The sequence below is a fragment of the Mucilaginibacter sp. KACC 22773 genome, assembly GCF_028736215.1.
Lineage (GTDB): Bacteria > Bacteroidota > Bacteroidia > Sphingobacteriales > Sphingobacteriaceae > Mucilaginibacter.
This window is the reverse complement of the sequence record NZ_CP117883.1, coordinates 3,209,896-3,234,468: the sequence shown is the minus strand read 5'-3', so window position 1 is coordinate 3,234,468 and position 24,573 is coordinate 3,209,896. Positions and strand designations below refer to the sequence as shown.

At 42.1% G+C, this 24,573-nt stretch carries 18 protein-coding genes; 14 read left to right on the top strand and 4 right to left on the bottom strand.

Features of this window, described 5'->3' with window-relative positions; genetic code table 11:
* Positions 1-209 precede the first annotated feature (209 nt).
* From PQ469_RS13580 to PQ469_RS13550, 7 genes are all read left to right on the top strand, one after another.
* On the top strand, positions 210-887 hold the full coding sequence (locus tag PQ469_RS13580; protein WP_090651025.1) for an ABC transporter ATP-binding protein: 678 nt from the start codon (positions 210-212) through the stop codon (positions 885-887).
* Between the two features lie 13 nt (positions 888-900).
* Complete coding sequence (locus tag PQ469_RS13575) at positions 901-2,334, top strand: TolC family protein (RefSeq protein WP_274213437.1); 1,434 nt, start codon at positions 901-903, stop codon at positions 2,332-2,334.
* 197 nt (positions 2,335-2,531) lie between these two features.
* On the top strand, positions 2,532-3,134 hold the full coding sequence (locus tag PQ469_RS13570) for a porin family protein (protein WP_090651027.1): 603 nt from the start codon (positions 2,532-2,534) through the stop codon (positions 3,132-3,134).
* A gap of 219 nt (positions 3,135-3,353) precedes the next feature.
* Positions 3,354-5,144, top strand: a complete 1,791-nt coding sequence (locus PQ469_RS13565) for a glycoside hydrolase family 9 protein (RefSeq protein WP_274213436.1) — start codon at positions 3,354-3,356, stop codon at positions 5,142-5,144.
* A gap of 28 nt (positions 5,145-5,172) precedes the next feature.
* The gene (locus PQ469_RS13560; RefSeq protein ID WP_274213435.1) at positions 5,173-7,455 is read left to right on the top strand and encodes a glycoside hydrolase family 3 N-terminal domain-containing protein; all 2,283 of its coding nucleotides are present in this window, start codon (positions 5,173-5,175) and stop codon (positions 7,453-7,455) included.
* Between the two features lie 189 nt (positions 7,456-7,644).
* Positions 7,645-8,676 (top strand): glycoside hydrolase family 53 protein, encoded by a 1,032-nt coding sequence (locus PQ469_RS13555; protein WP_274213434.1) that lies wholly within the window; start codon positions 7,645-7,647, stop codon positions 8,674-8,676.
* A 111-nt stretch (positions 8,677-8,787) separates the two neighbouring features.
* Entirely contained in the window at positions 8,788-9,546 is a 759-nt protein-coding gene (locus tag PQ469_RS13550; RefSeq protein WP_274213433.1) for a ThuA domain-containing protein, read from the top strand.
* Between the two features lie 114 nt (positions 9,547-9,660).
* Here PQ469_RS13550 and PQ469_RS13545 read toward each other — a convergent pair whose 3' ends face one another.
* A complete protein-coding gene (locus PQ469_RS13545; protein WP_274213432.1) occupies positions 9,661-10,836 on the bottom strand; it encodes a DUF5009 domain-containing protein in 1,176 nt (391 codons plus the stop codon).
* A gap of 315 nt (positions 10,837-11,151) precedes the next feature.
* On the bottom strand, positions 11,152-14,697 hold the full coding sequence (locus tag PQ469_RS13540) for a carboxypeptidase regulatory-like domain-containing protein (protein WP_274213431.1): 3,546 nt from the start codon (positions 14,695-14,697) through the stop codon (positions 11,152-11,154).
* Positions 14,698-15,233: 536 nt separating this feature from the next.
* On the opposite strand from PQ469_RS13540, the gene PQ469_RS13535 reads away from it, so the two are divergent.
* Together PQ469_RS13535 and PQ469_RS13530 are read left to right on the top strand one after the other, a co-directional pair.
* Complete coding sequence (locus tag PQ469_RS13535) at positions 15,234-18,113, top strand: TonB-dependent receptor (protein ID WP_274213430.1); 2,880 nt, start codon at positions 15,234-15,236, stop codon at positions 18,111-18,113.
* Positions 18,114-18,263: 150 nt separating this feature from the next.
* Complete coding sequence (locus PQ469_RS13530) at positions 18,264-19,154, top strand: AraC family transcriptional regulator (protein ID WP_274213429.1); 891 nt, start codon at positions 18,264-18,266, stop codon at positions 19,152-19,154.
* Positions 19,155-19,160: 6 nt separating this feature from the next.
* On the opposite strand, the gene PQ469_RS13525 is transcribed toward PQ469_RS13530, so the two are convergent.
* The gene (locus tag PQ469_RS13525; RefSeq protein WP_274213428.1) at positions 19,161-19,850 is read right to left on the bottom strand and encodes a class I SAM-dependent methyltransferase; all 690 of its coding nucleotides are present in this window, start codon (positions 19,848-19,850) and stop codon (positions 19,161-19,163) included.
* Between the two features lie 365 nt (positions 19,851-20,215).
* Between PQ469_RS13525 and PQ469_RS13520 the strand changes: the two genes are divergently transcribed.
* From PQ469_RS13520 to PQ469_RS13505, 4 genes are all read left to right on the top strand, one after another.
* Positions 20,216-20,719, top strand: coding sequence for a helix-turn-helix transcriptional regulator (locus tag PQ469_RS13520; protein ID WP_274213427.1), 504 nt, complete (start codon positions 20,216-20,218; stop codon positions 20,717-20,719).
* Complete coding sequence (locus PQ469_RS13515) at positions 20,719-21,369, top strand: nucleotidyl transferase AbiEii/AbiGii toxin family protein (RefSeq protein ID WP_274213426.1); 651 nt, start codon at positions 20,719-20,721, stop codon at positions 21,367-21,369. Before PQ469_RS13520 ends, PQ469_RS13515 begins: the two co-directional genes overlap by 1 nt.
* Before the next feature lie 63 nt (positions 21,370-21,432).
* The gene (locus tag PQ469_RS13510) at positions 21,433-22,143 is read left to right on the top strand and encodes a DUF92 domain-containing protein (protein ID WP_274213425.1); all 711 of its coding nucleotides are present in this window, start codon (positions 21,433-21,435) and stop codon (positions 22,141-22,143) included.
* Positions 22,144-22,159: 16 nt separating this feature from the next.
* Entirely contained in the window at positions 22,160-22,936 is a 777-nt protein-coding gene (locus tag PQ469_RS13505; protein WP_274213424.1) for a M90 family metallopeptidase, read from the top strand.
* On the opposite strand, the gene PQ469_RS13500 is transcribed toward PQ469_RS13505, so the two are convergent.
* Positions 22,933-23,751 (bottom strand): MBL fold metallo-hydrolase, encoded by an 819-nt coding sequence (locus PQ469_RS13500; protein WP_090651038.1) that lies wholly within the window; start codon positions 23,749-23,751, stop codon positions 22,933-22,935. The two genes, PQ469_RS13505 and PQ469_RS13500, sit on opposite strands and share 4 nt — an antisense overlap.
* 160 nt (positions 23,752-23,911) lie before the next feature.
* Here PQ469_RS13500 and PQ469_RS13495 point away from each other — a divergent pair, with 160 nt between their 5' ends.
* Positions 23,912-24,565: a YceH family protein gene (locus PQ469_RS13495; protein ID WP_090651039.1), complete on the top strand. Its 654-nt coding sequence runs from the start codon at positions 23,912-23,914 to the stop codon at positions 24,563-24,565.
* The last annotated feature ends 8 nt before the right edge of the window (positions 24,566-24,573 follow it).

Sequence of the window (24,573 nt, the reverse complement as noted above, 5' to 3'; positions counted from 1 at the left end):
TTTCACCTTTCACCTTTGTATCATTACCGTACGCCCCATGTTACATAAGCGTACAGTTATTATTTATTTGTTTTTGATTAAGTTGCTGATAATTAACTGTTTGAAAGTTTGGTATATTATTGATACCTGAATGATAAAATGATTATTATTATTGCTGTTAAGTAAAATTTAAATCACTAATTCACCAACTTATTAATTCACAACAAAAAATGTTATCACTACAGCATATTTCAAAATACTACCAGGTAAGTGGACTAAAAAATTATGTGCTCAACGATTTGAGCCTTGAGGTTGACGAGGGCGAATTTATTTCTATTATGGGCCCATCAGGATCAGGAAAATCAACTTTGCTTAACGTTATAGGTATGCTGGATGAGCCAACCGACGGCTATCACTATTTTGCAGGCCATGCTGTACACCAGCTCAAAGAAAAGCAACGCTCGGCTTTGTATAAACAATATATTGGTTTTGTTTTCCAGGCTTATCACCTGATAGATGAGCTTACTGTTTATGAAAATATCGAAACACCGCTAATTTACCAGGATTTCAAAAGCGCCGAACGTAAAGCCATGGTTGCTGATATACTGGATAAATTTAATATAGTTGGAAAAAAAGACCTTTTTCCTGCTCAGTTATCAGGTGGACAACAGCAATTGGTTGGCATAGCCCGCGCGTTGATTGCCAAACCAAAATTGTTGTTAGCCGATGAGCCAACAGGTAACCTTAACTCCAAACAAGGCGAAGAGATCATGGAGCTTTTCCGCAAGCTGAACAAAGAAGATAAAGTAACCATTATACAAGTAACCCACTCCGAAAAAAATGCCGAATACGGTACGCGCATCATCAACCTGCTCGACGGTAAAATAGCATCATCAAAACAACTCTGATCATCATATAGTAATGCGATATTTTAAATTTATATTTCTGGGTTTGATAGCACTGTCGGCAACACAGGTACAGGCACAAACTGATTCTGTTCTTTCAATCAGGCAGTGTGTAGATATTGCCATAAAAAACAATCTCGACGTAAAGAAAAGCGAACTGCAAATGGAACGCCTGCAGGTTGGTTATAACCAGGCAAAGGAATATTTACTGCCTGCTATCAATGGTTCGGTTAACCATGGTATAAATAATGGCCGTAACATTAACCCTTTTACAAACAGCTATGTTACGCAATCACTTACTTATGGTAATTATAGTTTGAACGGTTCTCTTACGCTTTTTAGCGGGATGCAAAACTTAAACAACATCAAGCAAACCTCGCTTTCTTATCAGGCAGGCAAAATGGATTTTCAGCAGGCTAAAGATCAGGTAACCATCAATGTAATTACCGCGTACCTTCTGGTATTAGATAATGCAGAGTTGCTTGGCCAGGTAACTAATCAGCTCGAGGTATCAAAAAAGCAGGTTGAGCGATTGGATATATTGGAAAAAGAGGGCGCCAATAAACTACCATCAGATTTGTACGACTTAAAGGGTACCCTTGGCGATAATCAATTAAATGTGGTATCGGCCAAAAACGCATTAGAAGTTTCAAAGCTTAACCTGATGCAAATGCTAAATATCCCTTACAATAGGAACCTTAAACTGGAACCCTTAACTGTACAGGATGTTTCTGCGAAAACAGATGCCAGTTCAGACCAGGTATATGATGCTGCACTACAGCAACTGGCTTACATTAAAGCTGCCGAACTAAGAAGTAAAAGTGCCGAAAAAGGTGTTAAGGTAGCGCAAGGCGCATTACTGCCTACGCTATCTTTAGGGGCCGGAATTTTTACTAATTATTCCAGCGCAGCACAAAGCTCAACGTTTATCGATTCTACAACTGTAAATACGGGGGCTTTTGTAAATGGTGCCGGCGGTACCAAACAGGCTGTTTACTCTACCCAGGCCAACTACAACAATCATAGCATTGGTTATTACGATCAGTTTAAAAACAATTATAGCACCCAGGTTAGTTTAAACCTGCAAATCCCCATCCTCAATTATTTTCAAAACCGTAACAAAGTAAAACTGGCTAAAATAAACCTGGAAGAAGCGAAGTTTGTAGAAAGTAACTCCAAGATAGTTTTAAAGCAAAACGTAGAACAGGCTTACCTGAACATGACGTCGGCATATGAAAGGTATACCGTGCTATCCGATCAGGTTAAAGCTTATACAGAATCATTCAGGATAGCCGAGATTCGTTTTAATAATGGAGTCCTAACTTCGTACGATTTTGTATTAGCTAAAAACAACCTGGACAGGTCAAAAATCAATATGATAAATGCCCGCTACGATTGTTTTATCTATAATAAAATATTAGATTATTACCAGGGCAAGTTAACGTTATAAAAAAAGCTGAAAAGTTTTGGGATTTGTAAAAAAGTTTTACTTTTATCGCAGAATTTAAATCCCAATGTCCGGTTTATATGCCACTGCAATAGCTGTGTAATATAAACCGGATTTCTATTTTGTGGCCTCCTTAAATTACCTTTTGTTGCTTCTGGGTAATTTTAATAATTTTATCGGCTAAAACTAACCCTACGAAAATGAAAAAAACAATCTTACTAACACTTAGTATCTGCCTGTTATCCATGGGCATCGCATCTGCCCAAATAGTGCCAAGCTTTTCGTTTGGCGCTAAAGCTGGTTTAAACTTCTCGGCATTTCCGGCAAATGGAAAGTATGATAACAGTTCGCAAGCAGGTTATTTAGGAGGTGTTTGGGCAAGGTTTGGTGCACTTGGCTTTAATTTTCAGCCAGAGATGTATGCCACAGCAAAAAACCTGACTGTTAAGGACGATGCCGGAAATGAAAACAAGGCCAAGTTCACAAGTTTGGATGTGCCCTTGCTTGTAGGTACAAAAATTGGCGCGCTGGGCTTAGGCGGTCGTTTTTATGGCGGCCCCGTTTTTTCCTTTACCGTAAACAGGGATCAAAGTTATAGTAGTGCTGCTGCCGAAGTTGCTAAATTAAACTATAAAGACGCTAACTACGGTATTCAACTTGGCGCTGGTGTGGATATTAAGGATTTTTCGGTTGATTTAAGGTACGAAGGCGGTTTGAATAAAATTAGCTATGGCCCGGGTTATACGCACACCCGCGTTAGCATTTTTAGCCTTTCATTGGCTTATAAAATATTTTCGCTGTAAAGGCGTAAACCCTGTTCAATATTATCACAAGGCTTGCCATACAACGGCGGGCCTTTTTTATTTACCGGCCCCGTCCCATTATACATCATAAACATGTCTTTTTAGTATTATATTTTCAGGCTAATTGGCAATAATAGTATTATACTTATTGTAAATTGTACACCTATATTTAAATTCCGGTTTGTTATCCAACAAAACCGCGCAAAAGGTTGCAATACAATGAGTATAATTTTCAATAGCGTCAAAATTTCGGCAGGCAGGTTAACAGGGATATTTTTATTACTGTTTATGGTTAAGCCGGGCACAGCCCAAACTAAAGATACCTCGTCAAATCCAATAAGGTTAAACCAAATAGGGTTTTATCCAAACGCCATAAAAAAGGCAATCGTTTTAAGTGGCGCTGGCGGTTTGTTTACAATCCAGTCGCCCAATAAACGCACTGTGTTCAGTGGGAGCTTAAAACCTTCTGTAAATCTGTCTTTCGCAGGCAGAACTACTTACATAGCCGATTTTAGTGATTTTACTAAACCGGGCGAATACCAGCTGATTGTTGCCGGCGCAGGCAGCTCTTATCCATTTAAAATAGCTGGTAACGTTCATCAGAAAATAGCAAAAGGAGTTATCAAAGCCTATTACTTTATGCGGGCATCAACGCCGTTGCCGGTAAAGTATGCCGGTAAATGGAGCAGGGCAGGGGGGCACCCGGATGATAAAGTAATAGTACATCCTTCGGCAGCAAGCGAAAAACGGCCTGCAGATGCTATTATATCGTCGCCCCGTGGCTGGTACGATGCCGGGGACTATAATAAATATGTGGTAAACAGCGGCATCAGCACAAGTACCCTGCTTTCATTATACGAGGATTTTCCGGCTTACATGAAAACCGTTAAGCTTAATATCCCAGAAAGCGGCAATGGCGTACCCGATCTGCTAAACGAGGTGCTTTGGAACCTAAGGTGGATGCTTACCATGCAGGATCCAAATGACGGCGGCGTGTACCATAAGTTAACCAACGCCGTTTTTGATAAGTTTGAGATGCCGGATAAAGATATCACGCCCCGGTATGTGGTACAAAAAGGTACCGCTGCCGCCCTTGATTTTGCTGCGGTTATGGCACAGGCCTCAAGAATTTTTAAGCAATTTCCGCAACAAACACCTGGCCTGGCCGATTCATGTATCGTGGCCGCGAAAAGCGCCTGGCAATGGGCTGTCAAAAACCCAAATGTTGCTTACCGGCAGGATGAGAATAATAAAAAATTTAACCCCGCCATAACCACCGGAGGGTACGGCGACAACAACTTTACCGATGAATTTATTTGGGCAGCATCCGAAATGTTTGTTACCACAAGTGATTCTGACTATCTGAAAAATATCAACCTGTTACCCGACGATAAAATGCCGGTACCGGCCTGGGGGCAGGTAAAGCTCTTAGGCTATTATACGCTGCTTAAAAACAACGCGGGTATTGCTGAGTTGCCAGAGATCAAAAAAAGATTAATAAATGCCGCAGATGGATTAATTAAGGGCGTTGATGATAATGCTTATCAAACATCCATGACATTATCGGCCCGGCATTTTGGCTGGGGAAGCAATTCGGATGCGGCAAATCAGGGCGTTTTATTATTACAGGCTTATCGGCTAATACCCGATAAAAAGTACCTGGATAACGCGCTGGCCGATTTGGATTACCTGCTGGGCAGAAATGCTACCGGGTACTCATACGTAACCGGGTATGGTACTAAAACGCCTATGCACCCGCATCACCGCCCTTCGGCAAGCGATGGGATAACAGAGCCGATACCCGGCTTATTGGTAGGTGGGCCAAACCCGGGGATGCAGGATGGTATCAAAGTGCCATCTAAGGTACCTGACGAAGCTTACATCGACGATACCCAGGCTTATGCCGCCAACGAGGTTACCATAAACTGGAATGCACCGATTGCTTACCTGGCCAACGCGATAGAAGCCTTGCAAAATCAGTTAAGCCTAAAAACAAAATCAACTAAATAGATATCTCTCAATTCAAATCAACAAACAAATGCGAAAAATTTACATAACAGCAGCAAGTTTAATTTTGCTCAATGTAATATCCCCGGCGGTACAGGCCCAAAAAAAGCCGGCAGAGAGCGCTACCGATAAAAAAGTAGATGCCCTGATAGCCAAAATGACGTTGGAAGAAAAGGTAGGCCAGATGACCGAGGTAACCTCTGATGTAGTATCAAAAACAAACGCGCCCGATCATGAGCTGGATGCCGATAAACTAAAAGAGGCCATCATGAAATACCATGTTGGTTCAATTTTGAATGTAACCGGCCATGCTTACAGCCGCGAGCATTGGTATGATGTAATATCGACCATCCAAAAAGCTGCCGACCAGGACCGTTTAAAAATCCCGGTTATTTATGGTATCGACGCCATACACGGTGTAACTTATACCGTAGGCAGTACGCTTTTTCCGCAGGAAATTGCTGTGGCAGCTACTTTTAACCGTGATATTGCTCATAAGGCCGGCGAGATCACAGCCTATGAAACCCGCGCCAGCTATATTCCATGGAATTATTCGCCCGTGCTCGATTTGGGAAAATCGGCCCTTTGGCCGCGTATTTATGAAACTTTTGGCGAAGATCCTTATTTAGTTAAAACAATGGGTGCAGCCATTATAAAAGGCTACCAGGGTAATGATGTTGGTGATAAATACCACGTAGCTGCCTGTATGAAGCATTACCTGGGTTATAGCTTCCCTTTAAGTGGTAAAGACCGTACCCCGGCCTGGATTCCCGACCGCTATATGCGCGAATACTTTTTACCTTCGTTTGCCGAAGCGGTGAAGGCAGGTGCTAAAACCCTGATGATCAATTCGGGCGAGATTAATGGTGTACCGGTACATGCCAGCAAATACCTGCTTACCGATGTACTGCGCGGCGAACTGCACTTCGATGGCATAGCAGTTACCGACTGGCGCGATATTCAATACCTGCATGATCGGCATCATGTAGCCGCCACCCAAAAGGATGCAGTGATGATTGCGGTTAACGCCGGTGTGGATATGAGTATGGTGCCTTACGACTATACTTTTTTCACTTACCTGGTTGAGTTGGTGAAAGAAGGCAAAGTACCTATGGCCCGCATCAATGAAGCTGTACACCGTATACTGAAAGTTAAGTACGAACTGGGCTTATTTGAACGCCCGGTTGGCAACCCCACTGATTATCCAAAATTCGGATCGGAAGAATACCGCATGGCAAGCGTACAGGCCGCAAATGAGGCCATCACGCTGCTTAAAAACAATAACAACGTGTTGCCGCTTAAAAAAGACATGAAAGTGCTGGTAACAGGCCCTACGGCCAATACCATGCGCTCATTAGATGGGGGATGGAGCTATACGTGGCAAGGAGATGAATCGGACAAATTTGCCGCTAATAAGAACACCATATTGGAGGCTATCCAGCAAAAAATCGGAAAAAACAATGTAAGCTATGAGCCTGGCGCTGGTTTTGACAGCCTGCAAAACATCGACGAGGCTGTTAATGCCGCTAAAAAAGCAGATGTAATTGTGCTTTGCCTTGGCGAACTATCTTATACCGAAAACGTTGGTAATATTGAAGACCTGAATCTTCCGCCTGCCCAAATTCAATTGGCACAGGCATTGGCAAAAACAGGCAAGCCCGTGATACTGGTGCTGGCCGAAGGTCGCCCAAGGATAGTTACCGATGCCGAGAAACTTTCGGCAGCTACGCTGATGGCTTATTTACCCGGCAACGAGGGCGGCGATGCTATAGCAAGCGTATTGTTTGGCGATGTAAACCCCTCGGGTAAATTGCCGATAACGTATCCGCGTTTCCCTAACGCTTTAAATAACTACTACCGTAAAAACCTGGAGAACGGTAACCCTGATGATAAACACGGTTACAATCCTTTATACGAGTTTGGTACCGGCTTAAGCTATACCACGTTTAGTTACAATAACCTGCACGTCAGCAAACCCGAGTTAAAGGATAACGAAACCTTGACAATTACTGTTGATGTTAAAAATACAGGCCAGGTAGAGGGTAGGGAATCGGTATTGTTGTATACCAGTCAGCAGTATGCCAGCATTGCGCCAGATACCAAACGTTTAAGGGCGTATGATAAGATCTTGTTAAAACCCGGCGAAACAAAAACGGTATCGTTTAAAATAACCCCGAAAGACCTCGCCTTTGTGAACGATATAAGTAAAACCGTTACCGAAGCGGGTGAGTTCAAGATTATGGTTGGCGATCAAACGCAGAGCTTTAATTATGTATCGGCAAGCACCGTTCCGTCAAGAACCGGTAAACTATAATTTGAGCCAAAAGCAGAAGACTTAAAGCACAAAGCCTGGGAATAAAAGTTACCGAAGCAGGTATTGAGAATTTGGCGTATGCCGGCTTTTCAATACCTGCTTCCTGTTTTTGAAGCCTGTTAAAAGCTTTATGCCTTAGGCTTTCAGCTTTTAGCATTATATTTGTTTACCCATTATAAATTATTCCAGATGAAGAAGGTGCTGTGCTCATGCTTGTTGCTGATATCCTTTTTAAATTTTTCCTGCTCCAAAACAAAATCAACGCCTGAGCCGGTGGTGGTTGATCCGCCAGTTGTGATTGCCAAAGGGGCCGACATCAGCTGGGCTACCGAAATGGAAGCTAAAGGCATTAAGTTTTATGATAAATCGGGCACTCAGCAAGATTTGTTCGCCCTGTTAAAAAGCCTCGGATTTAATGCCATAAGGTTGCGTGCCTGGGTTAATCCAACAAACGGTTATTGTAACACTGCCGATGTTGTAGCTAAGGCGTTGCGTGCCAAAGCCCAGGGCTTTAATATCATGATTGATTTTCATTATAGCGATTGGTGGGCCGATCCGGGTAAACAAACTAAACCAGCTGCCTGGGCCGCGCTCGATTTTACCACGCTGACTTCGACCCTGCATGATTATACCAAAAGCGTTATGAATACGCTTAAAGATAACGGTATCACCCCGGTATGGGTACAGGTTGGTAACGAAACCAACGACGGCATGCTTTGGGAAGATGGCCGCGCCTCAAAAAACATGGCCAATTTTGCCACTTTGGTTAAAAGCGGTTATGCCGCTGTTAAAGAAGTGAGCCCAACCACCCAGGTAATTGTACATATTTCAAACGGTTATGATAATGGCCTCTTCCGTTGGATGTTTGACGGGTTGAAGGCTAACGGTGCCAAATGGGATATCATCGGTATGTCTTTATATCCATCCAAAACAAATTGGGCTACTTTGGATTCGCAGTGTTTAACCAATATGAACGATATGGTTTCCCGTTATTCAACCCCGGTTATGGTGGTTGAAGTTGGGATGGAAGCCGGCGCACCGGCCGAAGCAAAAGCTTTTCTGTCGGATATTATCAGCAAGGTAAAATCTGTAAATGGAAGCAGCGGTAAAGGTGTTTTTTACTGGGAGCCCGAAGCCTATAACAACTGGCAGGGCTATGGTTTAGGCGCCTTTGATACCGCGGGCAAACCTACAGCGGCATTGGATGCGTTTGCAAATTAAACACATAGTTTGTTCTGTACGATGAATTTAAAAAGCCCTGAATGGTGAAAAAGAGATGATAATAAAATGCCTTTTTTCTACAAGTTTCCGGATTAGCATATAACAACCTTCATGAAAAAAATACTATTCCTCATTGTATCGGTGCTTTTAGCCCCGGTTAATTTAAAAGCCCAGCCAAAACATTTTAAGGTACTGGCGCTGTATGAGAATGGCGGCCACCACATAGCGTTTTCAAAACGCGCTATGGTTTGGCTGGATAAACTGGCTGCCGAAAAGGGGTTCAGTATAGATTATATTCAAAAGCCTGATAAAATTAATGATGAATTTTTAAGCCATTACCAGTTGTTTTTGCAACTGGATTATGTACCCTATGGCTGGCCGGATAGTGCCGCTGCCGCTTTTAAAAAATATATTACCGAAGGCAGGGGCGGATGGGTTGGTTTTCATCATGCCACCTTGCTGGGCGAGTTTGACGGATTTCACGAATGGCAATGGTTTTCGGATTTTATGGGTGGTATCAGCTGGAAAAACTATATAGGAACATTTGCCAAAGGCACTGTAAATATGGAGGATAAGCAGCACCCGGTTATGAAGGACATCCCTGCATCCTTCCGGATTGAACAGGAGGAGTGGTATACCTATGATAAAAGCCCCCGGCCCAATGTACACGTACTGGCAAGTGTTGATGAATCAACCTACGATCCACAAGGTGATGTTAAAATGGGCGATCACCCCGTGGTGTGGACTAATGAGCATGTTAAGGCGCGCAACGTTTATATTTTCATGGGCCATTCACCAAACTTACTGGATAACCCGGCCTGGGTGAAGTTGGTTGCAAACGCTATTTTCTGGGCTGCGGGTGTTAAGTAGTAAGTCTTAAGTCCTAATTCTGAAGTCAATAGCCTTAAGTAAAAGGCGAATTTTAAATTATCATTTTCAATTCAAGAATTCCGACTTAGGACTTAGAACTTTAGGCTCAGGACTTCAAATTTTAAGGCGTAAACGCTTCTTTTCCATTAAACCAACCAGGGCAATCAGTATAAACCCGGTAGCCATTGAACGCGCCAGCCCTAAGGCCCCGTTGTTAAATATATCGGGATATTTTAGGTGAAAAAGCTTTAATATATACACCTGGAAGTAGGGCATCAGGTAACAGGTAAGCGTGCTGGTACCTGCAGGCCATATCAGTTTAAACCAATTCTTTTTACCTTTAACATCTACCAGGAAAATCATCAATTCAAAAACCAATATGGTAATGCCGCTGCATATAAAGATCCAGGCTGGGGTTGAACGTATTTTTGAGATTCCATCGGCATATGGTCGGATTACTAAGCCTAATACAATTAGTAGCAATCCGGTTGTGCCAAATATTACCCACAATAATTGCGTTTTGTTTTTTGATATAAGCAGCGCATAAATTTCAGAGATCATAACGCCGCCCATTACCAAACACACTGCCGATGCATCGCCCAGTACCGGAATTTTAAATTTGAAAACACCGGCGTGCCTGGCAATATTTATAGCTACAAAAGTGAGTAATACAATCACCAGGATATTCATTTTTCCTTTGGCCAAAAGATATACCAGCGCGCATACCAGGTAAGCCCAGCCTATAATGCCCAAAATACCCCACCAATAAGGGCGCATGCTCTGTATTACACCGTCTTCGCCTCCTTTATAGATAACAGCCATAACGATGAGCAGCAAAATCCCGGCGCCTATAAATGTGTACCGTTTTTTTGGAGCCATTGTTTCGGGATAATCCAGCCAAATGAGGAAGAAACCGATGGTTATTAATATAGCCCATAGCGCCTGGGGTATAATGCCTGCTGTAAGGGCATAGTTTTCCAGATTTACATGAAAAAAGCCCATAATAATCAGTGCAGCGCTGCGGGTAAGTATATAGGTTAATATTGATGAAAAAGAATCGCCCTTATTCAACCTGTTTTTAATAGCAAAAGGCAACGAAAGCCCTACAATGAACAAAAACGCCGGGAAAATGGTATCTGCAAAACCCATCGCGTCGGCTTTACCGCTTGCGTGGTCTATCCATTCGGGAATGTGCTTTACACCGCTGGCGTCATTAACAAATATCATCAATAACATAGTGACGGCACGTAGGACATCAATAGATAAAAGGCGTTTAGGGAGCTGGTTCATTGTGATTTTGCGATTTAATTACCGGCCATTAAAATACTTGTTTTCATGGAATTATCATAGAATATTAAAAACATTTTAGTTCTTTTTAAAATTTTTATAAAACTTTTGATTTTGAATTTTACGTCTGTCTATATTTATGGTTTTGGTTAAATGTTGACCCATAACGTAAAGTTTAGGATGGACACTAAGGAGTGTACATGCATAATTAACCGCAGGCAAAGTTATGCTGATGGAATTGATAGCCAGACAGGTAGGGGAGCAGTTTTGCTTGTTGAGTTGCCGGCGATTATCGGTTGCTACATTTTGGTTAGGGTATCAATTTACCAAATACGTATACACCTGCCTGCCTATATTGCCATCGTTATCAATACCTTCAATAATTACACGGTATTTGCCGGTTCCGTCCGCATTAAAAAAACTAAAATTTGCTTTGCCATCTTTGCCGGTAATAACTTCGGGGTTCCAATAAATGGTACTGCGTAAATCGGGTTGGTTAGTTGCGGGTCCATCATACTTCGGGTTATAAAACGCGCGCGCTTTGTAAAAACCGGCAACAGTTATGGGAAGAATCCCTTTTGATGGAATGTCCTTGGCCTGTAATCCCCCTCCTTGCCTGGTTGTTATTACCAATACACCATGGCCGCCTTGTACCCCATAAATGGCGGCCGAAGGCCCGTAAAATAATTCGATAGTTTCAATATCTCGTATATTCAGGTCGGTAGGGTTCATTCCCGGTACACCATCAACAAGAACGTACCCGGCTGTATGGCCATGAAACTTTTGTAGCATCACATTCCCGATATCCAGGTTTAATCGTTCCAGTTCTTCGCGACGTATTACGATATCTGCACCGCCCGGCCCGCCTAAAGCCGATGACCGATAATTATCATTTCTTTTTATAGTTTTTATTTTTACCTCTTTGAGGTTGATTGTTTTGTTATTGAATTTCGAGGCGCCTTCCCGTTGTCTTTTGCTGTTATCAATATAAGCGGTCATCAGGTCGCCAGTCCCATTTTTGTTGCCGGGATTATTCGCCATCACAATTGGCCCGGGCAGGTCATTTTTAAAGGTAAGTACTGTGTTGTCGCCTTTTTTTGCGGTTACCGCCTGTAAAATGAAGCGGGTACTATCATTAAACATTAAATTATTAAAACTAAAACTGCCATCACTTCCAGTTTGCTGGTCAACTGTTTGCCCGCCGCCGCGTGGTAAAAGCGATACAAGGCCCTTATTAACGGGATTTCCCCATATGTTTTTTACTATTCCGCTTATACTCAACCCGCTTTCGGGCTGATAAGCCATCTGCGGATAGGTATTTGTCAATATCGGTTTCCATTCAAAACGACGGTATCCGTGGGTTAGCATTACCAAATCCAGGTTGGCTGTGGTTTCGGCGTTAATTTGGTTAAAATAGTAGTTGGGCTGTTCTATATAACCCTTAAGATCGCTGGTTAACAACAAGCCTGCAAATATCGAGTTTTGATCATTTTCATCAATCTTTACTTTTTCTGCATCAGTTACAGCAACAGAAAAATGTCCTTCTGCAGCATCACCAGTCCTGTTTTGTACGTTTACGCTGATGTTCACCTGCTCTCGTTTAAGATAGTTGGTCTTGTCTGTGTTTACAGTTAGGCTTAATCGGTTATAGTTTTGTACAAAAATCAGCCGTTCGGCCAATGGTTCATTTTCAATGGAAAAAAGGGTGACTTTGGCTATCCCGGTGTGCAATTTTCGTTTTAAAATATCTAACTCCACAACGGGTTTATCCAACCTGCAGGCTATCGGCGTAATTACACCGCCCGACCAAATAAGCAATGTGTAATACTGGTTTTTATGTTCCTCGAAATAAGCTTTGCTTGCTTCTATCCGGGCAGTAGCTTTAGGTATCGAATCATTATCAATTGATAATACAATCCCTTTTTTTTCGGCAATGGGCAGGTTTATTGTGCTTGCTGCCCCGTTGTCATGGGCTACCTTTGCCTTATAGGTTTTGCCTTGTTGTGGTGTAAGGTAAAAATATCCCATCCCTAAATGTACTGATGTAAACTCTGTAACCTTTTTGTCATCATTATCGAGCACTTCGCCGGTAATATTCCCGCCCAGGCCAGATGGCAATATTGCCTTAAAGGCTATTTTACTTTTTACGCCGTTAATTAGCCGGCCTCCTTCGGGGAAAAACTGAATATCGGCCTGCACATTAATATCATTTAATTTTTTAGCAGTACTATTTTCAAATACCCTGGTTTCATTGGTTGATCCAATTGGTATCGTCTGCTCAAAATAATTGTCGTCGACATCGTTACGCATCCAGTTAGTGTAGGCTCTTATCCTATAGTTTCCTTTTGGCAATGAATCAGGAAGTGCGATATCGCCCCAGGCTACACCATCGGCAATTTTTAATTTGATTGACCGGTCAATCTTATCAGTTGTATTGATAAAGTCGACGTGTAATACACCGCTTGTCCTGGTTGGTTCATTATTGTCGCCTTGGGTTATATAGGCCTTAAAGTAAACCGTGTCGCCGGCCGCATAATATGGTTTGTCAAAATGCAGGTATGCTTTTTCATTGATATGAATTTCGGCGTAGTTTTTTAATTTGGCCATAGCTTCTTCGGCTAAAACAGCTGTTGGCGCAGCTGGTGCGCGCTGTAGCGGTTCATAATCAACAGGTAACAGTTCGGCAACACGGTAATGGGTCCACGCGCCGCTATACGATAAACTATTAGGATCAACCAGGCCGCCGTTATTATCAACCAATGCATAGGGTGTGTTAAAAGTAATCAGGGAGGTTTCTGTATTATAAAACTCGTTCAGGTGATTTAATGCCCCGCTTTTACTAAAATGGCGGTCTTTATTATAGGTTATGTGTAAGCCATCCATTTCGCAATTAAGCGCGTACATTTTGGTTACATCAGTCGGCTTTAAAATATCCGATTGATTAAGGAAAAAGTTTCTGAGGTTAAGATAGGTTTTATCCAGTTTGGATTTTTTAATCCAATAGGAGAGCGAATCGGTATAGCGTTTGTTGCCTCCTGTCTTCAGCTTTGTAAACTGGTTTATTTTAGCCGCTATCAAATCATCAGCAGGGCGTTCCGGATTTGGTTCATTAGCATATTGGAATACCCTGAAACCTTCCTCTTCAACCTGGTTGGTAATAACCGAACGTAAAAAATGCATCGGCGAGTTTTCATAAACCTCCTCCCTGTTTTTTTTCCATCGTTTTTCCTCGGCCGGTGTACCTTTTATTTCCTCGAAAAGCACGGAACCTTCAAAATGTGTTTTAAAGCTGCCGTAATAATTGCGGTTATTATAAAAGTCTGCGAGCAGGTATTTTAGTCTATAGCCCAGGGCACGGTTTTCAATAACCAGGAAATCAACAGACGATGCCGTTAATGTATTGGTGGTTTCATCAAAGTCAACATCCAGCATATCCGGGTTAATGAGTTTACACTCCCTGGCCAATGCAGATGTGCCTATAAACTCATTTATAAATAACTGGAGGTTGCGTTGCCGGCTGGCATCGTTTTGCGGCTTTATTTTTACCTCCATCAAACTGATGGTTTTAGGAATAATGTGGATATCAGGCAGTGTGATCCCTATATTGTTGACTATAATAACCTGGTGGTAGCTTTCAAAACCGATGATAGACACTACCAGGTTATACTTACCGGTTTTAACTTTATTTAAAGTAAAGCTCCCGTCGTTTGAAGTTTTTGTACCGATGGTGGCGTCGCTTAAGAAAATACTGGCGCTACCTACAGGCTCGCCGTTGGCCTGGTTAATAATCCTGCCCGATATGTTTACCTGCGCCAGGCAAGTGAAGGGTAATATTATCAGTAAAAAAACAATGCTTTTTTTCATTTGATTGCGATTGATTTAGGCAACATAACTTATATAAGCCGGCAGAAATATTCACCGCCAAACTACTGGCATCTACATTATTACAGAACTTACACTTTTAGGTTTGTATGGATTGATATAAAGTTATGAAAATTAATCATTTTAATAACATCCCAACATCGTGGCAATCTGGAGAATTTAAGTGGTTAGTAAAATTAGTGTAATAAATACACCAAATAAATTTAATCATGAATTTTTAATTATTTTTTTTTGATTTAAATCAATTAAATTAGAGCAATAATGTTTTTTTTGACATTTTACGATTATAAATTCCTTTTAAAACAAATAAAATTGGTGAATATTGAATAATTTTTTAATTATTTATCAAAAAAATTACACAAAAACACGTGATTGCAATTTTATTTGGTAAATTTTCAATTAATTATAAATTTTATTGATTGTTTGATCGTTAATTTGGCTATTTTATTGATTGTTTGATAATTTAATGCTAATTTGTTGGATAATTAACTTGAAAATCAAATCCAATCAAACAAATCATGAATTTAAAATTACATTTTTTCCTTTTCGGAGCATTTTTACTGGCCTGTCTGCCGGTTTTTGCCCAAAAGCTAACGGGAACTGTTACAAGTGGGGGCCAGCCGGTAATGGCCGGCACCGTTAAAGTAGTACCTACAGGCACTGGTACCATCACAGATGCAGATGGTAAGTATAGTTTAACTTTAAAAGCAGGTAGTTACCAGGTTAGTTTTTCGGCTATAGGGCTTGAAAAGAAAACAGTGTCTGTTCAGCTTGCGGCAGGCGAAGCAAAGATATTGAATATGGATCTTGCCGCTTCGGCCGAAGGGTTGAAAGAGGTAGTAGTGGTAGGAAGCCGCGGCGGTGGCCGTACTAAGCTGGATTCGCCCGTACCTGTTGATGTGCTTAGGATGAACCAGATAGGCGAAACTACCGCTAAGCCCGATTTGATGAGCCAGCTAAACCAGGCCGTACCTTCATTTAACTACAACAAACAAAGCGGCGGCGACGGATCCGATGCTATTGACTTTGCCAGTTTGCGGGGCCTTGGCTTCGATCAAACGTTGGTACTCATCAATGGCAAGCGCCGTCACTTGTCGGCTTTCGTAAACCAGGTAGGTACCCGAGGCCGCGGTAATAGCGGTACCGATTTAAATGCCATACCCGAAGCGGCTATTGACAGGGTAGAGATTTTGCGTGATGGTGCTTCGGCACAATACGGCTCAGATGCCATAGCGGGTGTTGTTAACATTGTTTTGAGAAAAGATATCGGTACGCTGAATGTCAACATAGGTGGTAGTGGTTATTATGACCATAAATACAATACGCTGAACAATGTTGACCCAACCCAATATTATACAGGGTCGCAAGTTGACGGTAAAACGTTCACTTTAGGAATGGACTATGGATTGGCTATTGGCAAAAACGGTGGTTTTATCAATTTTGGAGGTAACTTTATGGATCAGGGCAAAACTTTTAGGGCTGCGCCTGATACCAACTGGTCAACCAACCCCAAGGCCCTGGGTGTTGATGCCTGGCGAAGGGCCTTTGGCGATGGCTCGGTAAAGTCTGGCGGTGGAATGTACAATATGGAAATCCCGCTTGCCGGCACCAAAACTACTTTCTACTCTTTTGGCGGCTATAACTATAAACACTCCAATGTTTATGCCTGGACACGCCGGTGGAGCAGTTCAAGTAATCACATTAAATTCCCTACCGACGAAAACGGGAAGCTGATATTTGTACCCGGCATTATGCGTGTTTTTGACCCTACGCCGGGGGCTTTGGATACTGCCAACGTATATTATAACCCCCAGGAGGATGTTTATATAAAGGATATGTCGGCTGCGTTGGGCTTCAAAGGCACAATAGGAGATGGCTGGGATTGGGATTTGAGTAATAATACAGGTTACAATGACTTTCATTATTGGGGTAACAAAACCTTTAATGCGTCATTGCCCTTACCAGAACAATACACCAAAACCAGGTTTAATGATGGCGGATTCAACTTTTTACAAAACACAGCCAATTTAGATGTAACCAAACATTTTGAGCGTGTGGCTCAAGGCTTTACGTTGTCATTTGGCGGAGAGTACAGGTATGAGCGCTATAAACTATACGCCGGTGAGCCCGACTCCTACAGAAATGGCGGAGCTTTGTTAAACGGTGTTCCTAAAGCTTCCGGTTCCGAAGGGTATCCCGGTTATCAGCCAACTGATGCAACCACAGCCAACAGAACAAATGAAGCTGCTTATATTGAAGGCACTTTAGATGTAACCAAAGATTGGCTGGTTGATGGTGCAGCCCGGTTTGAACATTACTCGGATTTTGGCGGGGTAAGCACATTTAAATTGGCATCCCGCTATAAAGTAAGCGACAACTTCAATATAAGGGGATCATTTAGCACAGGTTTTAGGGCGCCTTCACTGCAGCAAATGAACTTTAGCAATACCAATACCAATATTATTGCAGGTGAATTGGTTTACGCTAAATTGATTCCAAATTATGCAGATGCCGCCCGCCAGGTAGGGATTCCAAAGCTTACCCAGGAAACGTCAACCAATACCAGCTTAGGCTTTACGTGGAAACCAACCCATGATTTTAATGTTACAGTTGACGGTTATCTTATTAAAATTAAAAACAGGATAGTAATTACAGGTGCTTTTGATACCTCGGTAGCTGCACTAAAAGACTACCTTATAGCTAATAATGTATCAAATGCCAACTTTTTTACCAATGCTGTCAATACAACCAACAGGGGTATCGACATTGTATTAGATTATCGCAAATCGTGGGGTAAAAATAAATTTACCGCTTTATTTGCAGGTAACATTCAAGGGATAACTATTAATAAGGTTAATATCCCGGCCGCGCTGAATGATACTTATGCACACCAGCAAGCATACTTTAGCACAAGGGAAGCGGCCTTTTTAAAGGCTTCAGCCCCCGCCGAAAAATTCTCCTTAGGGCTTGAATACGGATATGGTAAATTTGCCGCCGGTAGCCATATTACCTATTATGGTAAACTGACCACCCAAGGCTTTGGCTATAGCAGCCTACCAGGCGCCAACCCTGATGGCCCAGGTGGCGCTAATACTTCTGCATCGGGTAATGGTTGGGACCCCTATGTTGATTTGGATAACGGCAAAGGCGTTGTTCCCGAAAACTTTGTTTTTCACGGAAAAGCTACTACCGATATATACGTATCTTATAAAATATCAAAACAAATTTCATGGACAGTTGGTGTAGATAACATATTTAATGTACACCCTGATCTGGCTGTTACAGAAGGCGCTCATCAATCATCATGGGGTGATAGTGAATCGGGCGGTCCTTTTGATGCTGTACAAATGGGTTTTAACGGCATGAGGATGTTTACCAAACTTGCATTACACTTTTAACAATAGGGTATAGCTTAACAATCCCCCGGCTTTATAATCAGTCGGGGGATTTTTTTGTCTTATTTTGGTAGTATTTGACAAATATTAGCCTGTCGATTTGAAAAATAAGCTTTTTTATGATAATATTTGCTTGTTAATAGGCAATTGCAAATGAAAGTTTTACAGTTTACCATTCCTGTACCTCACGATAAAAGCGTAATTGCCGACCAGTTTAGCCTGCCTTATTTTTACCCTTACCTGCACCGGCATAAAGAAGCACAAATCACCTGGATACAAAAAGGAGAGGGTACGCTTATAGCCGGTAATAACATGCATCATTTTACGCCCGGCGACGTTTTTTTGATAGGCGCTAACCTGCCGCACCTGTTTAAAAGCAATCCCGAATATTTTGAAAATGAAACTGAAGATGCAATAAGCGCGCTAAGTATTTTTTTTAACCCCGAAGGAATATTAACGCCGCTGTTTGAGCTGCCGGAAATGAGGGCGTTTAAGCTATTTATACAGCACCATCAGCAAGGATTTAAGGTACCCTTGCCTGATACGGAAAAGGCTATAATTAATATGACTGCCTTAAGAGATGCCACAGGCGCGGAGCAACTTATCCAATTTATAAACCTGATGAAAGGTTTAAGCGAGATAAACGAACAGCTGCAGCCGCTATCATCCTATGGTAATTTACCGGGGATTACCGAAAACGAAGGGATTCGGATAGGTAATATTTACAATTACATTATGCAAAACTACACGGAGCCTATAACCCTAGAGGATGTATCTAAAGCCGCCTTTATGACGTCAGAATCGTTTTGCAGGTATTTTAAAAAGCATACGGGTAACACATTTGTCACTTTTTTAAACGAAGTGCGTATCAACGAAGCCTGTAAGATATTAAATGCTAATAAAGTTGAAAGCATTTCGGCGGCGGCTTATCAATGTGGCTTTAAAAGCATTACCAATTTTAACCGGGTATTCCGTTCGGTGACCGGTAAATCGCCAAGGGAGTATATGGATAATTATAACGGCAAGGTCAAGGATCTGATTTGAGCACACCTATGCTACCGTTAGCCTCACCAGGTATTGCTGATATTCATCTTCCAGTAAAACTTCCATATCATAACCGGCTTCATTGGCAATTGTCGTTAACGTTTTCTCGTCTATATAAAGCCATGGAAACCATTCGGATGTTTGGCGATTGTATTGATACTGATAGCTAAGTTCACCGTAGTATTTGCCGGTATCGGGCAAGGTTCCTTCGTATAGGTAAGCAATATCCGATGAATCAAAAAGTAATTGCCCTCCTTTATTAAGCAGCAATTTTGTATGCTGCAGGAAAGTTTTTAAGTTGGATAAAGTACCTGTTAGGCCAATACCATTCATAAGCAGTAACAAGGTGTCGTATTTATGATCGTTGTATTCAAAAATATCGGCGGTTACAACTTTTTTAACACCGCGAGCCTGCATCACATCTACAGCTAAGGCAGAAATTTCCAATGCGGTTACATCAAAGCCGCGTTCTTGTAGCACAAGGGCGTGGCTGCCGGCGCCTGCTCCAATATCCAATACTTCGCCGCGGCATTCATTCAGGGCAAGCCATTCAATATCGGGCATATCATCCTCATCCCTAAAATAGGTTTCAATAGGCATTTCCTCTTTTGGGCCATATTGGTTATTAATCCACAATTTATGGGATGCTTTTTTATGGTAATGATGATGTATGGCCTGGCCTAAAATATCTTTCATGCTGTGGCAAAAATAGCAATTGACCGCCTAATTACCGGTACAGAAACGATTTACACTATGGAATATCGGAAAGTTATGAGTTCTGAGCAACAAATGAGTAACAAATTTTCGACCTTTTTTAAGACATTTTACCATTTTGGGAAATGATGGAAAACTCATGCTAAATTAAAAGAAATTTCAAAACCATAAAAAACACCCTCCATACGTCCTCTCGTATCTTCGGCACATGCAACATACTCAATTACGAATACTTGTATTTGCAGTTAAGGTAGATTAATATGAAACGCTACAGATTTGTCACCCTGATCATAAGGTACGTATTATATAAAAATTGGAATTATAAACAAATCTGTTTATTTTTGAAGATGGAGAAATGGATCGAAAAATATCGTGGAATTAATCCTGGCGTAATTCTGGACCGGGAGCTGAAAAAGAAAAAGCTAAAGCAAACAGCTTTTGCCAGGGATATTAAGCTACCTGCTCAAACATTAAATGCGATTATAAAAGGTAAAAGGAAAATGACGCCCGAAGTAGCCTTTAAAATAGACAACGCACTTGGTTTGGAAGAGAGCACGATGGCTATTTTACAAGCTATGTACGATACTACATTGGTTAAATATAAGATCGGGATTATTAATCGTCCTGATATATCCAGGCTCCGCAGGATATTGTTTTGGGACACTGATTTTGACAAAATTGACTGGCAACGGCAGAAAAACGCCGTTATCCGGCGTGTGTGGGAACGTGGTAATGAAGACGAGAAAAAGGAGATACAACGGTTTTACGGCATTGATAGTACATATGCTGTTATAAATGAGATTAAGCCCAATCGTCCAGATCCTTCATTTTTAAGAAAAAAATCCAGCTAATGCTCCATTGGAATACGGTATCCGTACAGCTTAAACAAACCCTGGCTACCTTAATGCAAGCTGATGTATTAAAAGACCATCGGTTGGTTGGCGGCACGGCCCTTAGCTTATATTTAGGCCACCGAATGTCGGTAGACATTGATTTATTTACTGATGCCGGTAACTACGGCAAAATAAATTACAACAAAATAGAGGAATATTTGAGAAACAGCTTTCCTTATGTAAGCGGCGATTTTGGAAGTGATCCTGTATTCGGCAAGTCGTATCTCATCGGCGAGAATAAAGATAATATCGTCAAAGTGGATATTTACTATGCCAGTGAGCCGTTTTTCGGGGAGTTAATCGAAAGCGACGGCATTCGTTTAGCCTCTGTTGAAGAAATCATCGCAATGAAGGTCGACGTAGTGCGACGGGGCGGCAGGAAGAAGGACTTTTGGGACCTTCATGAGTTGCTCGAACAATATTCGATTAACCAAATGATAGCGTTACACGCTACGGGATATGAATGGACACATGATGAAGAACTCATCACCAAAAACTTTACTGACTTCGGGCAAGCGGATGAAGATTTTGATCCTATTTGCCTCAAAGGGAAGGAATGGGCGTTCATTAAAGAAGATTTTGAAGAAGCAGTTAACAGCCGGCAGTGAAATAAGAATTTTTATCGCCATAAAAAAACTGCTTTACTTATACAATAAAAACCTTTGGCAATTATGTTTAATAGTAATGCTTTATTGGCCGCCATTATTATCGCCGGCGTAAGCTATAGCGTTATAGCCAAAAAGCTAACCGTTGCCGCTGCTTTAACCGGTGGGGTAGTGGCTTACCTGGTTTTTACAGGTGCAGGGTTTACAGGTATAGCAATGATGACCAGCTTTTTTATTTTAGGATCGGCCGCTACATCCTGGCAACAAAATAAAAAGCAGGCGTTTGCCATAGCTGAAGAACACAAAAGCGGGCGAACAACCGGGCAGGTATTGGCCAATGCAGGCGTACCGGCTATTATTGGCATCCTGGTGTTATTTTATCCCCGGCATAGTCATTTATTTACACTGATGATGGCTGCAGGTTTTGCCTCGGCCACGGCCGATACCTTATCATCTGAACTGGGGACAGTTTATGGTACAAGGTTTTTCAATGTTATCACGCTAAAACCCGATCAACGGGGATTGGACGGCGTAATAAGCGTGGAAGGATCATTGATTGGTATTGCAGGAAGCTGCGTAATAGCCTTAATTTATGGCATTGGTTTTGGCCGGGATTTGAACCTGATTTCGATAATTATAGCAGGTACCGCAGGGAATTTAAGTGATTCGGTATTGGGGGCATTGCTGGAGCGCAAGAACATCATCGGCAATAATGCTGTTAACTTTTTAAATACATTTATAGCCGCATTGGTCGCGCTGTTGTTTTACTTTATTTAATCCTCACATTTACCACATGGCTTTTATAATAATTGGCTTTATCGTTTTAGCACTGATCGGCTATTTCATTTTAAAAAACAACAAATCAAAATCGGCCGGCATTGTTGCCAATACCGATTACAAACCTGTTTTGTTGCAAAACATATCGTTTTACCGGGAATTAGACGATACGGGCAAGCTATTGTTTGAGCAAAAAGTAAATAGCTTTTTATCGGGCATCACCATAGAAGGTGTGGGAACTGTGGTTGATGACATCGACAGAGTGATGATAGCTTCAAGTGCCGTGATTCCCATATTTGGTTTTAAAGATTGGGAATACCGCAACTTAACCAATGTAATATTATACCCGGATACCTTTGATGGTGAGTTTCAGTTTGAAGGCGGGAGCAGGAATATATTAGGTATGGTAGGCAGCGGTTATATGAACGGGCAGATGATATTATCGCGGGCGGCGCTTATCAAGGGCTTTTCCAAATCGGCAGGGAAGGAGAATACCGCTATCCATGAATTTGTGCACCTGCTGGATAAAAGCGATGGCGCTACCGACGGTGTACCCGAAAACCTGCTGGCTCACGAATATGTATTGCCCTGGCTAAAGATGATACACCAGGAAATTCATAAAATTGAAGCAGGTAAATCAGATATCAATCCCTATGCAATTACCAACGAAGCTGAATTTTTTGCGGTAGTAGCCGAATATTTTTTTCAAAAGCCAACCGAACTTAAGCACAAACATCCCGAACTCTACGAAATACTAAGTACCATATTTATGCAGGATAGGGCCGGTGATTAATTAAAGCCTAAATCAAGCTGCCCTAAAACTTCCAGTGTTTTACCCGGGTTGCCATCAATAAGATAGACAGGGGTCTCCTCATGCCTTGAAGCTACAACAATGTGAACACCATCGGCGCAGGCGTTAAAAAGCTCCTCCACCAGTTTTGGATCGTTGTTGTTTTTGGACAGGTGCGACAGCAGCAAATGCGTCATATGTGCCGGGCGATGTGTCGTAAATAGTGCCAGCGCCTGCTTGTTACTCAGGTGACCCTTACCACCGCGGATACGCCTTTTAAGGTGATAGGGGTATCCGCCTGTATCCAGCATAACCTCATCGTAATTAGCCTCTAAAAAAGCGGCGTGGCATTGGCTGAAATAGCGGATAAGCCTGTCGCAAACAATGCCAAGGTCGGTAAATACGCCAACTTTAATGTCGCGGCAACTAACTATAAAACTATGAGGCTCCGATGCATCATGCTCTTTGGGGAAGGATGTTACTTCCAGCTGGCCAATGGTAACCGTTTCAAACTCGTGCAGGTGGTGGATTAGTTTGGCATCTACAGTGTTTCCTAAATGAAGCAGGGTGCCGGGCGTGATATATACAGGCAAATTAAATTTTTTGGCCAGTACCGGTATGCCCCGGATATGGTCGGAATGTTCATGGGATACAAAAATGGCTTTTACCTTGCTCATGGGCAGGCCCAGGCGGGCCATGCGTTTTTCGGTTTCGCGGCATGATATACCTGCATCAACCAAAATAGCCTCCTGATCGTTCCCCACATAATAGCAATTGCCATTACTTCCCGAATTTAGTGATGTAATAAATAAAGACATGTTTTTGAGCCAAAAACTGAAGGCCGAAAGCTAAAAGCCATCACTTCAAATGTATGATACAAAGTAACGGATTTACTGAATGTTTTTGTTGCTGACTTGCCTAATCTTTTAAATAAACTGAAGTTTTTTTGCACTTATAAAAACCTGCTTATATTTAGCCATGGATTCACCGCAAACTTTACCCGTACTTGATGCCGCCGAACTGCGTGTGCTTGGCTCGCTGATGGAAAAAAGCAAAACCACACCAGATTATTACCCCATGACCCTTAACGGGTTAACCGCTGCCTGTAACCAGAAAACCTCCCGCAAGCCGGTAGTGAATTACGATGAAGCCATTGTGACCGAAGCACTGAATACCCTTAAAAGGCGCGGACTAATTTCGACAGCAACCGGCGGATCTATCCGTAATATCAAGTACAAGCATAACTTTGCCATCGTTTTCCCGGTAATACCGGCCGAGGTGGCTTTAATTTGCCTGCTGATACTACGGGGGCCGCAAACGCCAGGTGAGTTAAACACCAACTCGGGCAGGTTGTACGAATTTGAATCGATAGAAGAAGTCCAGGAAATGCTGGAAAAACTGGCCGATCCGGCTATGCCTTATATCGTACAACTCCCCAAACGCCCCGGTCAAAAGGAACAGCGTTACGCGCATTTACTGGCCGGTACTCCTGATATTAATGACGACGAGGAAATAGAAGAGACCGGTGGTCGCTCATCAAGTGGTCTTGAAGCGCGTGTAGCCAAACTGGAGCTTGAACTTGCCGAAATGAAGGAGGCTTTTGATAAGTTGATGAAGGAGTTGATGGGGTAGGGAGGTAC